The organism is Streptomyces sp. NPDC002403 (assembly GCF_053593015.1).
This window is the reverse complement of sequence record NZ_JBSFBQ010000030.1, coordinates 1-13,766: the sequence shown is the minus strand read 5'-3', so window position 1 is coordinate 13,766 and position 13,766 is coordinate 1. Positions and strand designations below refer to the sequence as shown.

General features: G+C 70.6%; 12 protein-coding genes. 10 read left to right on the top strand and 2 right to left on the bottom strand.

Features of this window, described 5'->3' with window-relative positions; all coding sequences use genetic code 11:
• The first annotated feature begins 9 nt into the window (after positions 1-9).
• Positions 10-720, top strand: coding sequence for a ribonuclease HII (locus ACWCPY_RS27735; protein WP_451269402.1), 711 nt, complete (start codon positions 10-12; stop codon positions 718-720).
• Positions 721-780: 60 nt separating this feature from the next.
• The gene (locus tag ACWCPY_RS27730) at positions 781-1,395 is read left to right on the top strand and encodes a hypothetical protein (RefSeq protein ID WP_451269400.1); all 615 of its coding nucleotides are present in this window, start codon (positions 781-783) and stop codon (positions 1,393-1,395) included.
• Between the two features lie 66 nt (positions 1,396-1,461).
• Here the strand turns inward: ACWCPY_RS27730 and ACWCPY_RS27725 are convergent, their stop codons facing one another.
• Entirely contained in the window at positions 1,462-2,091 is a 630-nt protein-coding gene (locus tag ACWCPY_RS27725; protein WP_451269398.1) for a hypothetical protein, read from the bottom strand.
• A 358-nt stretch (positions 2,092-2,449) separates the two neighbouring features.
• On the opposite strand from ACWCPY_RS27725, the gene ACWCPY_RS27720 reads away from it, so the two are divergent.
• From ACWCPY_RS27720 to ACWCPY_RS27690, 7 genes are all read left to right on the top strand, one after another.
• Positions 2,450-4,609: a RecQ family ATP-dependent DNA helicase gene (locus tag ACWCPY_RS27720; RefSeq protein WP_451269396.1), complete on the top strand. Its 2,160-nt coding sequence runs from the start codon at positions 2,450-2,452 to the stop codon at positions 4,607-4,609.
• A gap of 235 nt (positions 4,610-4,844) precedes the next feature.
• Entirely contained in the window at positions 4,845-6,143 is a 1,299-nt protein-coding gene (locus ACWCPY_RS27715) for a DUF4192 domain-containing protein (RefSeq protein WP_451269394.1), read from the top strand.
• A gap of 117 nt (positions 6,144-6,260) precedes the next feature.
• Entirely contained in the window at positions 6,261-7,025 is a 765-nt protein-coding gene (locus tag ACWCPY_RS27710; protein WP_451269392.1) for an NUDIX hydrolase, read from the top strand.
• A gap of 112 nt (positions 7,026-7,137) precedes the next feature.
• Positions 7,138-8,988, top strand: coding sequence for an ABC transporter ATP-binding protein (locus tag ACWCPY_RS27705; RefSeq protein WP_451269390.1), 1,851 nt, complete (start codon positions 7,138-7,140; stop codon positions 8,986-8,988).
• A gap of 124 nt (positions 8,989-9,112) precedes the next feature.
• On the top strand, positions 9,113-10,000 hold the full coding sequence (locus ACWCPY_RS27700) for a FadR/GntR family transcriptional regulator (protein ID WP_451269388.1): 888 nt from the start codon (positions 9,113-9,115) through the stop codon (positions 9,998-10,000).
• A 324-nt stretch (positions 10,001-10,324) separates the two neighbouring features.
• Positions 10,325-11,872, top strand: coding sequence for an RNA polymerase sigma factor (locus ACWCPY_RS27695; RefSeq protein ID WP_451269386.1), 1,548 nt, complete (start codon positions 10,325-10,327; stop codon positions 11,870-11,872).
• Between the two features lie 133 nt (positions 11,873-12,005).
• Positions 12,006-12,836: a S1 family peptidase gene (locus ACWCPY_RS27690; RefSeq protein ID WP_451269384.1), complete on the top strand. Its 831-nt coding sequence runs from the start codon at positions 12,006-12,008 to the stop codon at positions 12,834-12,836.
• A 102-nt stretch (positions 12,837-12,938) separates the two neighbouring features.
• On the opposite strand, the gene ACWCPY_RS27685 is transcribed toward ACWCPY_RS27690, so the two are convergent.
• Complete coding sequence (locus ACWCPY_RS27685) at positions 12,939-13,172, bottom strand: DUF7455 domain-containing protein (protein ID WP_024489001.1); 234 nt, start codon at positions 13,170-13,172, stop codon at positions 12,939-12,941.
• A 414-nt stretch (positions 13,173-13,586) separates the two neighbouring features.
• Between ACWCPY_RS27685 and ACWCPY_RS27680 the strand changes: the two genes are divergently transcribed.
• On the top strand, positions 13,587-13,766 hold a 180-nt coding region (locus ACWCPY_RS27680; RefSeq protein WP_451269522.1), incomplete at its 3' end, for a hypothetical protein.

The window sequence follows — 13,766 nt, the reverse complement described above, 5'->3', positions numbered from 1 at the left end:
ACAGGCGCCATGCCGTACGAACCACCCACGCACACCGTCGAGCGCTCACTGCGCGCCACCACCGGTGCCAAGACCGTCGCCGGTGTCGATGAGGTCGGACGCGGAGCGTGGGCGGGACCGGTCACCGTGTGCGCGGCCGTCACCGGCCTCCGCAGACCTCCCGCCGGACTCACCGACTCCAAGCTGATCAGCCCCAAACGCCGCGCGGAGCTCGCGCCGTTGCTGGAGCGCTGGGTCACCGCGTTCGGTCTCGGCGACGCCTCCGCGCGGGAGATCGACGAGCTCGGGATGACGGCCGCGCTGCGCCTCGCCGCCGTGCGCGCCCTCGAAGCCCTGCCGGTCCGGCCGGACGCGGTGATCCTCGACGGCAAGCACGACTACCTGGGCCCGCCCTGGCAGGTCCGTACGGTGATCAAGGGCGATCAGTCCTGCATCGCGGTCGCGGCCGCCTCGGTGATCGCGAAGGTCCATCGCGACACGATGATGGCCGAACTGGGCGCGGATTCCGGGGAGTACGCCGATTTCGCCTTCGGGGCCAACGCCGGTTACCCGTCGCCCGTACACAGGGCCGCGCTGGAGGAGCGGGGGCCGACCCCCCACCACCGGCTTTCGTGGTCCTATCTCGACGCGCTGCCCAAGTGGCAGCACCTCAGGAAGGTCCGCATCTCCGCCGAGGCGGCTGCACTGGAAAGCGGGGGCCAGCTCGGCTTCGACTTCTGATCGCGCACAAGTACCCACCCGCCGACGTCCCGAGCGCCGGCGTTTGATAGACAACCACCCATGCCTCTCATCCCCGAGGAGCCTCAGATTCACGAGAGCGCCCAGGGTCCCCGCGTCACTCCGGCCGCAGGCCGTACCGCGCCGACCCCCCGTCCTGTACCCGGTCCGCGTTCAGCGGCCACGCCGCGTCCCGGTCGCCCCGGGCCCGGCCCCGCGAGGCCCGCGCCCCCGGCGCAGCGCCCGCACCCCACCTCCGACCGTCCCCGGACGGACCGGCCGGAGAATCGTTCCGCACCGCAGATCCAGCTGATCCCCGCCTCGGCGGCCGGCGCACTCGACGCCGCCGACGAAGCCGTGGACCTGCTGCTCGACTCGGGCCGCGCTCCGGGCGACATCCTGGTGCTCACCACCGGCGAGCAGCACCCGTGGGCCGCGCACGAACTCTCCTTCGGAGAGGCCGCCTACTGGGCGCAGCACGAGGCCGGCGAGGACGTCTTCTTCGCCGGTGCCGCGGCCGCGGACCGGATGAAGCCCCGTCCGGTGGTGATCGTCGCCGTCAACGGCGGTGATGCCGTCGCCGGCGCGCTGACCGGGGCGCGGGAACGTGCCGGAGCACTGCTGATCGTGTGCGGGGACCCGCAGCGGATCAACGCAGTGCTCGGCGTCGGCGTCTGATCCGCAGGACACACCGCACCGCGGTGGCCCGGCTGTCCGAGAGGGCGGCCGGGCCCGCGGCCACGGTCAGCGGGCGGCGGTGCGCCGCAGCGGCTGCGCCGCGCCGCCGCCGGAGCGCAACGGAGCCGGATCCGGGCCCAGCGAGGTGTCGGCGAGGGCGGACGGCCGCGACGTGGAGCTGGGACGGCGCCCGCCCCGGCCCTCGCCCAGCACCTGCCAACCGTCCCGGGTCAGCGTGATGTACGCGCCGCACCGCAGGCCGTGCAGCGTGCAGGCGTCCCGCAGGCCCCACATCCATGCCCCGTCCTCCTCCGTCCAACGCTCGTCGCCCTCGCGGCAGTAGAGCAGCACCGCGGTACGGACGGGCGTGCGGCGGCGGAGATCGTGCGGGATGACGCGGCGCAGATGCGCCAGCAGCGCGTTGCGGAACTCCCAGCCGTCCGCGGCCGTGGAGCGGCGGGCGAACGAAGCACTGGCCGTGAGGCGTTCCTCATGGTCGAGCACGGCGACCACAGCGGTCGACGGGACCGGCCTGTGCCGGGCGTGCAGGCCGCTGACGACCTCGCGCGGGCTGCGCAGCAACGGTATGCCCGCTTCGGCCCACTCGGCCGGTTCGAGCATCCTGGCGAGACGGTTGGCCGAGTCGGCGGACGCGGATATCGAAGTGGTTGCGGACGGAGCGAATCCGAAGGTCACGATCCTCCCTTCGCATACGCGCCCATGGTGCGGGCAGGGCCGGGTGAGGGCGCACCGGGGCACAGTCCTTCCGGGCCGCGAAAGGGACTGTGCGGGGAGCGAGTCCAATTCTTCCTGGCGTATCGGCGGGCGGCAACGAGCAATTGGCGCGGCTGACGGGAATCAGCCGGAATGACTCTGATATCCCTGCCCACGCCATGCCCGGACGACGCCTCCTGCCCCGCCTGAACGGCGAGGACCAGCGGAAACACCCCGTCCGCCCCGTTCGGCCGCTTCAGCCCCGTTGCCACCGCCCGGCGCGCGGGTGTCCCGAGGGGTGGATTCGCCGATTGTCAGTGCCATCGGGTTGCATGGAGGCATGGACAACCTGGAGCTCCGCGCCGAAGCCGATGCCATCCTCGCCGAACTCGTCGGCGACCCGGGCGGTTCGGCGCGGCTCCGGGAGGACCAGTGGCAGGCGGTGGCGGCCCTGGTGGAGGAGCGTCGGCGTGCCTTGGTGGTGCAGCGCACGGGCTGGGGCAAGTCGGCGGTGTACTTCGTCGCCACCGCTCTGCTGCGCAGGCGCGGCTCGGGACCCACGGTGATCGTCTCGCCGCTGCTGGCGCTGATGCGCAACCAGGTCGATTCGGCGGCGCGGGCCGGTATCCGGGCGCGCACCATCAACTCGGCCAACCCGGAGGAGTGGGAGACCATCTACGAGGAGGTCGAGCGCGGCGAGACCGATGTCCTCCTCGTGAGTCCGGAGCGTCTCAACTCGGTGGATTTCCGCGATCAGGTGCTGCCCAAGCTCGCGGCCACCACGGGTCTGCTGGTGGTGGACGAGGCGCACTGCATCTCCGACTGGGGACACGACTTCCGGCCCGACTACCGCCGGTTGCGGGCGATGCTTGCCGAGCTCGCCCCCGGCGTGCCGGTGCTGGCCACCACCGCGACGGCGAACGCGCGGGTCACCGCGGACGTGGCCGATCAGCTGGGCACCGGCGCCGGCGAGGCCCTGGTGCTGCGTGGTCCGCTGGAGCGGGAGAGCCTGCGGCTGGGCGTCGTCCGGCTGCCGGACGCCCCGCACCGCCTGGCCTGGCTCGCCGAGCACCTGGACGAGCTGCCGGGCTCCGGAATCATCTACACCCTGACCGTCGCCGCGGCGGAGGAGGCCACCGCCTTCCTGCGCCAGCGTGGCTTCCGCGTCGCCTCGTACACCGGAAGGACGGAGAACGCCGACCGGCTGCAGGCCGAGGTCGACCTGCAGGAGAACCGGGTCAAGGCGCTGGTCGCGACCTCGGCCCTGGGCATGGGCTTCGACAAGCCGGACCTGGGCTTCGTGGTCCACCTCGGCTCGCCGTCCTCGCCGATCGCCTACTACCAGCAGGTGGGGCGCGCGGGGCGCGGGGTTGCCCACGCCGATGTGCTGCTGTTGCCGGGCAAGGAGGACGAGGCCATCTGGCGCTACTTCGCCGATACCGCCTTTCCGCCCGAGGCGCAGGTCCGGCAGACCCTCTCGGCCCTCGCGAGTGCGGGACGGCCGCTGTCCGTGCCGGCTCTGGAGGCAGTGGTGGACCTCCGGCGCACCCGTCTGGAGTCGATGCTGAAGGTGCTGGACGTCGACGGTGCGGTCAAGCGGGTCAAGGGCGGCTGGACGGCCACGGGCGCCGAGTGGATGTACGACGCCGAACGCTACGCGTGGGTGGCACGGCAGCGGGCTGCCGAGCAGCAGGCCATGCGGGACTACGCGAGCACGTCCGAGTGCCGGATGGAGTTCCTGCGCCGGCAGCTGGACGACGAGGGGGCGGCCCCGTGCGGCCGATGCGACAACTGCGCGGGGGCCTGGGCCGACACGGCCGTTTCCGCCGAGACGCTGACGGGTGCGACGAAGGAACTGGACCGCCCCGGCGTGGAGGTCGAGCCGCGCCGCATGTGGCCGACGGGGATGCCCGCGCTGGGCATCGACCTCAAGGGCCGTATCCCGGCCAAGGAGCAGTGCTCCACCGGACGCGCTCTGGGACGTCTCTCGGACATCGGCTGGGGCAACCGACTGCGCCCGCTGCTGGCCGACAACGCACCCGACGGTCCGGTCCCCGACGATGTCCTGCGTGCCGCGGTGGCGGTCCTCGCCGACTGGGCGCGCTCCCCGGGCGGCTGGGCACCGAATGCCCCGGAAGCTGCCGCCCGGCCGGTGGGAGTCGTCGCCGTACCGTCCCTGACCCGCCCGCAACTGGTCGGCTCCCTCGCCCAGGGAATCGCGGCCGTCGGCCGCCTTCCCTTCCTCGGCACCCTGGAGTACGCCGGGCCCAGCGGTGCGCACGCGGCCCGGCGCAGCAACTCCGCCCAACGCCTCAGGGCGCTCTCCGGAGCGTTCGCCGTTCCCGAGGAGCTGGCCGGCGCTCTGGCCGGCACCCCCGGCCCCGTTCTGCTGGTGGACGACTGCACCGACTCCGGCTGGACCCTCGCCGTCGCCGCCCGCCTGCTCCGGCAGGCAGGCAGCGAACAGGTTCTTCCCCTGGTCCTCGCCGCAGCAGGCTGAGGTCGTTCGCCCCTGTGCCCGCGCCTGTACCTGTGCCCGCGCCGCGACGGCCGTTTCGCGCCGAGCACGCGTGAGCGGATTGAACGGTCGCTGATCAGCGCCCGGTGCTCGTCGACGGCGATCACGCCTCCATGCAACCCGATGACCGGGACAGAGCGCCAACGACCTCGTGCCCCTGTGGACAAGGTTATCCACAGGGGTCGCGGAATCCGGCCGCGCGCGGGACGGTCGTCCCATGAACCAGCACCACGAATCCACCGGTCCGGCCGACGAGCAGCAGATCACCCTGCGAGGCCCTGCCGAACTCGCCGATGCCCTCCCGTATCTGATGGGGTTCCACCCGAACGACAGCGTGATCATGGTCGCCCTGCACGGTGGCAGGGGGCGCTTCGGCGGCCGGCTCAGGCTCGGCATCCCGCAGGCGCCGCAGGAATGGGCACCCGTCGCCGAGCAGCTCGCCGAGTGCCTGATCAGGGGAAGCGAGCGGCGTGGGGAGCGCCCCGACGCGATCGTCATCTTCCTCTGCCAGGATCCCGCCGAGGGCGAATCCGGCAGTCAGATCATGGAGCGGCTGCGGCCGTTCGCCCAGCGTCTGCGCACGGCCTGCGGCGCGCTGGACGTACCGGTGCTCGAAGCGCTCTGCATCTCCGACGGCCGGTACTGGTCCTACTGCTGCCCGGACGGGCGCTGCTGCCCGGCGGAGGGGAACCAGATGGCCATGCCCGGCACTTCGGTGATGGCGGCCGCTGCCGCGTACGCGGGTATCCAAGTACGCGGATCGTTGCGGGAGATGGAGGCGAGGCTCGCACCGCTGAAGACCTCGGCGGCGGCAGACCAGCAACGCGCACTCGACTCCGCGGGTGCCGAGCTGCTGCCCAGGCTCCTCGATGAGGAGGGACGGGAGGAGGTGGCCCGGGAGACCCTGGACCTCGCCCGGCGGCTCATGAAACGCCTCAGGGAGGCGCCGGCGGGGGCGCCCTCCTTCTCGGACATCAATGACGACCGGCTGATCAGCCATGACGAAGCAGCAGCGGTGATCCTCGGCCTCCAGGACCGGGAGACCCGCGACAGGGCCGCGGAATGGATGGAAGGCCCGGAAGCCGATTCGGCGTTGCGGCTCTGGCGCGCACTGGCCCGTCGTTGCGTGGCACCGTACGAGGAGCATGCCGCGGCGCCACTGACCCTGGCCGGATGGGTCTCGTGGTCGACGGGCGACGAACCGGGTGCACGGGTTGCCCTGGGCCTCGCCCTGCGGGCGGATTCCGACTACACCTTCGCCCAGCTTCTTCACGAGGCGTGCAACCAGGGCCTCGACCCGGAGACCCTGCGCCGATGCCTGCGCGGGGAACGCAGCGCACGAACGGGGCGGCGCGGTCACCGGCCGGAGGGCGGTGTGCGACGCCGCACGGCGCGGCCGGCCACCACCCGCCGGAAAAAGCCCCCGTCCGGCCCCGCCGGTCCCGAATCATCGGCCACCCGGCGTCGGTCCGGGCAGGCCGCCCCCGGCAGGCGCGCACCCGGTGGCGAGGGATGACCCGCAGGCCCCGTCGCCACGGAGACGGGCGGGAGCAAGCGAAGAGGCGGCGAAGAGCTCCTGGAAGAGCATGGCGAAGGGAGTGTTTATCGTCAGGCAGACGACTATGATCACCACATGCCGCCCTACGACCCGTCGACCTTCCCGCCCTTCGCTGTCACCGTCGACCTGGTCGTGCTCACGGTGCGCCGCCATGCGCTCTGCGCGCTGGTGGTACGCCGCGGTGAGCCACCGTTCCAGGGGCGATGGGCACTGCCCGGCGGGTTCGTCAAAGCCGATGAGGACCTCGGAGCCGCAGCAGCGCGCGAGCTGGTCGAGGAGACGGGTCTGTGCGCCCAGGACCCGGCGGCCCCGGCGATCGGGAACGGCGCCCATCTCGAACAGCTCGCCACCTATGGCGATCCTGGTCGTGACCCGCGGATGCGGGTCGTCAGCGTCGCCCACCTCGCCCTGGCTCCCGATCTGCCGGCCCCACGTGCGGGCGGCGATGCCAACAGCGCGCGATGGGCGCCCGTCGACGATCTGCTCGGGGCGGAGGGGAACTTCGGCCACGATGGTGAGAACCAGGCCCCACTGGCCTTCGATCACGCGCAGATCCTCGCCGACGGCGTCGAACGCGCCCGTTCCAAGATCGAGTACTCGTCCCTGGCCACTGCCTTCTGCCCGCCGGCCTTCACGGTCGGCGAGCTCCGGAGGGTGTACGAGGCGGTGTGGGGAGTGGTTCTCGACCCGCGGAACTTCCATCGCAAGGTCACCGGCACCCCGGGCTTCCTGGTGCCCACCGGCGGCACGACCACCCGCCAGGGCGGACGCCCGGCCCAGCTCTTCCGGGCCGGCGCGGCCACCGTGCTCAATCCTCCGATGCTGAGGCCGGAAGTCTGACCTCGCGGAACGCCCACAGGGTCGACGCTGCGCAAAAAGTCGGATATGTCACGTTATCTTTCTGCGGTACCTGCCCTGCCGCCGAGCGGTCTCACCTTCCGCGAGAGAAGCGATGCTCCAGGCCATCGGACTCACCAGCGCCCCCCGCCGCCGTCTTCCGACCGCCGTGGACGATCTCACCTTCGAAGCCCGGCCCGGCCAGGTCACCGCACTGCTGGGTGATTCCGGCTCGGGCAAGACCGCGGCCCTCCGCCTCATGCTCGAACTGGACCCGGGGAGAGGGGTCGCCTACTTCCGGGGCAGACCGATGCACCGGATCCCACACCCCGCGCGTGAGGTCGGAGTGCTGCTCGGGGACGTACCGGGGCACCCCGCCCGTACCGCTCGGGGCCAGCTCCGGATGCTCGGCGCCGCCGCGGGCGTACCCCCGGCACGGGCCGATGAGCTGCTTGAGCTCGTAGGTCTCGCCGGGCTCGGGGACCAGCGCATCGGCGCACTCTCGCTCGGCATGGACCGGCGGCTCGCCCTCGCCTCGGCGCTGCTCGGCGATCCCCACACGCTCGTCCTCGACGATCCGGCAGAAGGCCTCGCGTCGCGCGAGGGTGGTTGGCTGCACGGGCTGCTGCGGGCTCATGCGGCCCGGGGCGGGACCGTTCTGTACACCACCGCGGACCCCAAGGAGGCCGCGCACGCCGCCGATCGTGTGGTCACCATCGACGCCGGTCGCCTTGTCGCGGACCAGGACGCCGGTGACTTCTCCCGGACCCGCCTCCGCCCCCGGGTCGCGGTCCGGACCCCGCACGCGGCTCGCCTCGCGGCAGTCGTCAGCCGCGAGGCCCGGGCGGCGCGGCGCTCGGTCGAGGTGGTCGCGGAGGCCGGTGGCCGCCTCGCGGTGTACGGCTCCACGTGCGCGGAGATCGGTGACATCGCGTTCCGGCACGGTCTGCCGGTGCACCGACTGGCCGACGAGGTCGGCGACACCCGCTCCACCGCACCCGGAGAGGACATGAACCCCGCGGAGCCCGGAGACTCGGCAGGTTCCCCGCGGCCTCCAGGGCCCACAGGGCCTGGAGGCCGCAGGGGACCGTGCGATCCGCGACCGGCCGCGCGGGCGTCGGTCCCGGGACAGGCGCCGTCCATCCGCCGCCACCCGGCTCCCGGTCCGCTTCATCCGCTGCGGTACGAACTGCGCCGCCTGCTCGGCGTCAGAACAACAGCCTTGATCATGGCCGCTGTTCTGGTCGTCTCCGTCGGACTCTCCGTGCTCCTCGCCCGCACCGGCCATGCCCCGTTGCCGAAGGTGCTGGCGGCCTGGCCGTCGCTGCTGCCCCTGCCGCCCGCGGCGGTCGGGGCCGGGCTGCTCGGTGCCCTGTCGTTCGGTGACGAATTCCGCTACCCCGCGCTTGCCGCGGGCCGGGGCACTGTTCCCCGTCGCCTGAGACTGCTTCTGGCCAAGTTGGTGGTGTCCGCGGGCGTTGCCGCGGTGCTCGCTCCGGCCGTCGTGCTGGCCTCCGCCGGAACTCTTCGCCTCGTGTACGGCCACGGCTGGATGCACATCCCGCCGCACCCGGTGCCTCTGGGCGCGAGTTGGGTGGCACTGACCGTGGGCTGCGCCTGGGCGGGCCTCCTGGCCGCCGGAGTCTTCAGGGTGACGACGGCCGGTGTCGCCGCGGTGCTTGCCGTTCCCGTACTCGTCGTACCGCTCGTCCAGCTGGTGCTGAGGGCACCGGGGCCCCGTCCGGTCACCGGATTGCCGACCAGGCTGCGCGAGCTGATGTGGCCGCGCTGGCCGCACGAGACGGACCGATGGGTGGCGCTCGCCGTGGACGTCGTGGCCCACCCGGTGGGGGCCGCGTTGGCGTTGTCGCTGTCGGTCCTGGTCTTCGCCTATCTGTTCACCGGCCTTCTTGGCAGGCCCCGTTGGCGGCCTCAGAGGGCCGCCGGATCGGGGCCGGCCACGTAACCACTTTGAGAATGCCCGGTTTATACCAGTAAAGCGTCAATTGGGGGGCGGGCGCCGATCACCCTTTCGTGTGCTTTTCACCAAAGACCTCAAGAGCCGAGTGAGCCGCGCCGACAAAGGATGCGTGAGTACCCTTGCGCACACCATGATGACCGCCGCCCGCTCCGCCGATTCCGGCCTCGCCGGCCCGGGTGAACTCGACCGCTACCCGTATGCGGAGGCGCCGGCCGGCGAGCGTGCCGCTCTTCGCTCCTGGGAGGGCTCCGACGTCGACCTCGGCCGGGTGAGCCGGCGGGGCTCGGCCAGTCGGGGTCGCGGCCTCCACGGCCAACTCGTTCAGCAGCTGGGTCAGATGATCGTTTCGGGCGACCTGGGCGCCGACCGCCCTCTCGTGCCGGAGGAGATCGGTCAGCGTTTCGAGGTCTCCCGCACCGTCGTACGCGAATCGCTGCGTGTCCTTGAGGCCAAAGGCCTGGTCAGCGCCCGGCCCAACGTGGGTACCCGGGTCCGCCCCGTCAGTGACTGGAACCTGCTGGATCCCGACATCATCGAATGGCGCGCCTTCGGACCTCAGCGCGAGGACCAGCGGCGCGAGCTCGGGGAGCTCCGGTGGACGATCGAGCCCCTTGCCGCGCGTCTCGCCGCGGGTCACGGTCGTGAGGACATTCAGCAGCGCCTCGGCGACATGGTGGAGATCATGGGGCACGCGGTCGGGCAGGGGGACGCGATCACCTGCTCCCGGGCCGACGCGGAGTTCCACTCCCTGCTCATCCAGGCGGCCGGCAACCGCATGCTGGAGCACCTCTCCGGCATCGTCTCTGCGGCCCTTCAGGTCTCGGGCGGCCCGGTCACGGGCTGTGACCGCCCCAGTGAGGCATCCCTCGGTCATCACGCCCGGATCGTCGACGCCCTCGCGTCCGGCGACGCGGCAGGCGCCGAGGCGGCCATGCGTCAACTGCTCGTCGTCCACCCCGAGGTGGAGCGTGTGGTGCCCGCGCCCCGCGAGCACTGACCACAGCACGGCCACGGTGTGCGAACCGTGTGTCGCCGGGCCGTCACGGTCCGGCGACACGGTTGCGAGGTTTCTGCACCCTTGGTCACGTTCGTCGCAAATGAGGTGTGACTCGGGCCACGCGGATTGGGCGTAACACTCCTCGAAACAGTGCGATGACTTAAGAGGTGACCGCCGCGGAAGGAATACAGCAGCCATTGAGTGCGCTGTGGAGTTCTGAGGCGACACCCGCGCCGTCGGTACATTCCCAGACCGGCGGTCGTCGGCTCAACCCCTTTCCGGGGCCGGGCCGGAAGCCGTTTCCATCGTTCCGAGAGGTTGTTCGTGTCGGCCAGCACATCCCGTACGCTCCCGCCGGAGATCGCCGAGTCCGAGTCTGTGATGGCGCTCATCGAGCGGGGAAAGGCTGATGGGCAGATCGCCGGCGATGACGTGCGTCGGGCCTTCGAGGCTGACCAGATTCCGCCAACCCAGTGGAAGAATGTTCTGCGCAGCCTCAACCAGATCCTCGAGGAAGAGGGTGTGACGCTGATGGTCAGTGCCGCGGAGCCGTCCAAACGTGCCCGCAAGAGCGTCGCAGCGAAGAGCCCGGTCAAGCGCACCGCCACCAAGACTGTCGCGGCCAAGACAACCGTGACCAGGACGGTCGCGGCCACTGCCGCCCCGTCGGCAGAGACCGTGGACGTGGTGGCTGACGACGCTGCCACGGCCGGCCCTGCGAAGAAGGCAGCAGCCAAGAAGGCAGCTGCCAAGAAGACCGCCGTGAAGAAGACGGCGGCCAAGAAGACAGCAACGAAGAAGTCCGGAAAGCAGGACGACGAGCTCCTCGACGGCGACGAGGCGGTCGAGGAAGTCAAGGCCGGTAAGGGCGAGGAAGAGGAGGGCGAGGGCGAGAACAAGGGCTTCGTCCTCTCCGACGACGACGAGGACGACGCACCTGCGCAGCAGGTCGCCGTCGCCGGCGCCACCGCCGACCCGGTCAAGGACTACCTGAAGCAGATCGGCAAGGTTCCCCTCCTCAACGCCGAGCAGGAGGTCGAGCTCGCCAAGCGGATCGAGGCCGGTCTGTTCGCCGAGGACAAGCTGGCGAACTCCGACAAGCTCGCTCCGAAGCTCAAGCGCGAGCTGGAGATCATCGCCGAGGACGGCCGCCGCGCCAAGAACCACCTGCTGGAGGCCAACCTCCGTCTCGTGGTGTCGCTGGCCAAGCGCTACACCGGCCGCGGCATGCTCTTCCTGGACCTCATCCAGGAGGGCAACCTCGGTCTGATCCGCGCGGTCGAGAAGTTCGACTACACCAAGGGCTACAAGTTCTCCACGTACGCCACCTGGTGGATCCGTCAGGCGATCACCCGTGCCATGGCCGACCAGGCCCGCACCATCCGTATCCCGGTGCACATGGTCGAGGTCATCAACAAGCTCGCGCGCGTGCAGCGCCAGATGCTCCAGGACCTGGGCCGTGAGCCCACGCCGGAGGAGCTGGCCAAGGAACTCGACATGACCCCCGAGAAGGTCATCGAGGTCCAGAAGTACGGTCGTGAGCCGATCTCCCTCCACACCCCGCTGGGTGAGGACGGGGACAGCGAGTTCGGTGACCTGATCGAGGACTCCGAGGCGGTCGTCCCGGCCGACGCGGTCAGCTTCACGCTTCTCCAGGAGCAGCTGCACTCGGTGCTCGACACGCTCTCCGAGCGTGAGGCGGGCGTGGTCTCGATGCGCTTCGGTCTCACCGACGGTCAGCCGAAGACCCTGGACGAGATCGGCAAGGTCTACGGCGTGACGCGTGAGCGCATCCGTCAGATCGAGTCGAAGACCATGTCGAAGCTGCGCCACCCGTCGCGTTCGCAGGTGCTGCGCGACTACCTCGACTAGGTCGCAGGAGCAAGTGGACCGAGGGCCCGGATCCCCATGGGGGAGCCGGGCCCTCGGCCTATCAACGCGTGCGGTCGACGACCGGCGGGATGACTCTGGGTGGGAATGGTTCACCACAGAGTCAGGAGCGCGCATGTCCCGTACCGTCTTCCGCGCCGTGACCGGGGCGCAGGCCCTGGTTGCCGCCACCGCCCTGATACTGCTCGGGTCTCCCGCCCGGGCGGCCGAGGGCGGCGTCGTCATCGGCGGTCAGCCCGCACACGTCAAGGACAACCCTTGGGTCGTGGCACTGTCCAGCCGTGACCGGTTCGGAGAATCCCGCGCCGGCCAGTTCTGCGGCGGAGTCGTGGTGGCGCCGAAGAAGGTGCTGACCGCTGCGCACTGCCTGAGCCGGGCCGCGCTCGGCGTCGATGTCGGCAGCGTGCGTGATCTGCGCGTCATCACGGGCCGCGATGCGCTGCGCGGGACCGGAGGGAAGGAGATCGCGGTACGGGGGACATGGGCCAATCCGCGGTTCGACCCCATCACCAACGCGGGGGACTTGGCCGTGCTCACCCTCACCGAAGCACTCCCCGAGAAGAGTGCGATCCCGATGGCCGAATCCGGCGACGCGGCGTATGCACCTGGCACCGAAGCAGCCGTCTACGGGTGGGGTGACACGACGGGCAACAACGACTACGCGTCGTCGCTGCGGTCCGCGAAGGTGAGCGTCCTGCCGGACGCCGCATGCGCTCAGGCCTACCCGGGCGGCAGGAACGGCACGTACGACGCTTCAGCGATGCTCTGCGCGGGCGAACTGCTGGGCGGGTACGACGCATGCCAGGGCGACAGTGGCGGGCCGCTGGTGGCCCGTGGGCGGCTCATCGGGCTGGTCTCCTGGGGGAACGGCTGTGCCAAGGCAGGAAGCCCCGGGGTGTACACGCGGATCTCCGCTGCGATCGGATGGATGCCGGAGGCCGACTGAACGGCTTGACCGCGCAGGCACGAGAACGGGCGGCTCCCCCTCTGGGGAGCCGCCCGTCGGCCGGTCCGGAACCTGGCCCCTGCTCGTCGTGGATGCGAGGTGTCAGTGTTGTTCCTCTTCGGCGGCTTGGGCCTGCACAGCCGTGAGCCGGTCCGTCTCATCCTGTATTTCCGCGGCGATCTTCTTGAGTTCCGGCTCGAACTTGCGACCGTGGTGGGCGCAGAAAAGCAGTTCACCGCCGCTGATCAGGACGACGCGCAGATATGCCTGGGCGCCGCAACGGTCACAGCGGTCTGCTGCGGTCAGCGGGCTCGCGGGGGTCAGAACAGTAGTCACGTCGCCTCTTCTCTAGCTCGACGAGCTGTCGTACCAGGGTCAACATCCAACCAGGCCGAAAACGTTCCCGCTCGTGGCTTTTCTTCGAAACTTCTTCTCAAGATGGCTGTCTGTTGCCGGTTGGCGGCGAATGTGCCGTATTGCGGAGCGCTACGGTTTCGCGTTGCTTGTCTTGGTGGGATCCTCCCGGCTGGCTTGCCGGTTTGTTCATGAGGACGTGCCCGGAGCCTAAATGGTTCATGCCTGGAAGGGAACGTGATGTTCGCGTCACTCCTACGAGGGATCGAACGTGTATGCGAGGCTGGACTAGTGTGAGGGTTGTTGAAGGGTGGCGTTACAACCGCTCTACCAGGCCTCGGTACCCTCTCAGCGGCGACCGAAGCCGAGCCCGTTACCCACTGGGCCCCAAATGAAATTCAGCGAGGAGCGAACCGCGTGACCGCCGATACGTCCGTGCCGTCCACTGCGCTGCTGACCGGAGCAGACCGAGACGGCTCCAACTACACCGCGCGGCATCTGCTCGTACTCGAGGGGCTCGAAGCGGTTCGCAAGCGCCCCGGGATGTACATCGGGTCCACCGACAGCCGTGGCCTC

Bases quoted from the DNA above. Each gene is read 5' to 3' on its own strand.
- ACWCPY_RS27730 (WP_451269400.1), top strand. From the start codon at position 781: ATGCCTCTCATCCCCGAGGAGCCTCAGATTCACGAGAGCGCCCAGGGT.
- ACWCPY_RS27715 (WP_451269394.1), top strand. From the start codon at position 4,845: ATGAACCAGCACCACGAATCCACCGGTCCGGCCGACGAGCAGCAGATC.
- ACWCPY_RS27735 (WP_451269402.1), top strand. From the start codon at position 10: ATGCCGTACGAACCACCCACGCACACCGTCGAGCGCTCACTGCGCGCC.
- ACWCPY_RS27710 (WP_451269392.1), top strand. From the start codon at position 6,261: ATGCCGCCCTACGACCCGTCGACCTTCCCGCCCTTCGCTGTCACCGTC.
- ACWCPY_RS27690 (WP_451269384.1), top strand. From the start codon at position 12,006: ATGTCCCGTACCGTCTTCCGCGCCGTGACCGGGGCGCAGGCCCTGGTT.
- ACWCPY_RS27720 (WP_451269396.1), top strand. From the start codon at position 2,450: ATGGACAACCTGGAGCTCCGCGCCGAAGCCGATGCCATCCTCGCCGAA.
- ACWCPY_RS27705 (WP_451269390.1), top strand. From the start codon at position 7,138: ATGCTCCAGGCCATCGGACTCACCAGCGCCCCCCGCCGCCGTCTTCCG.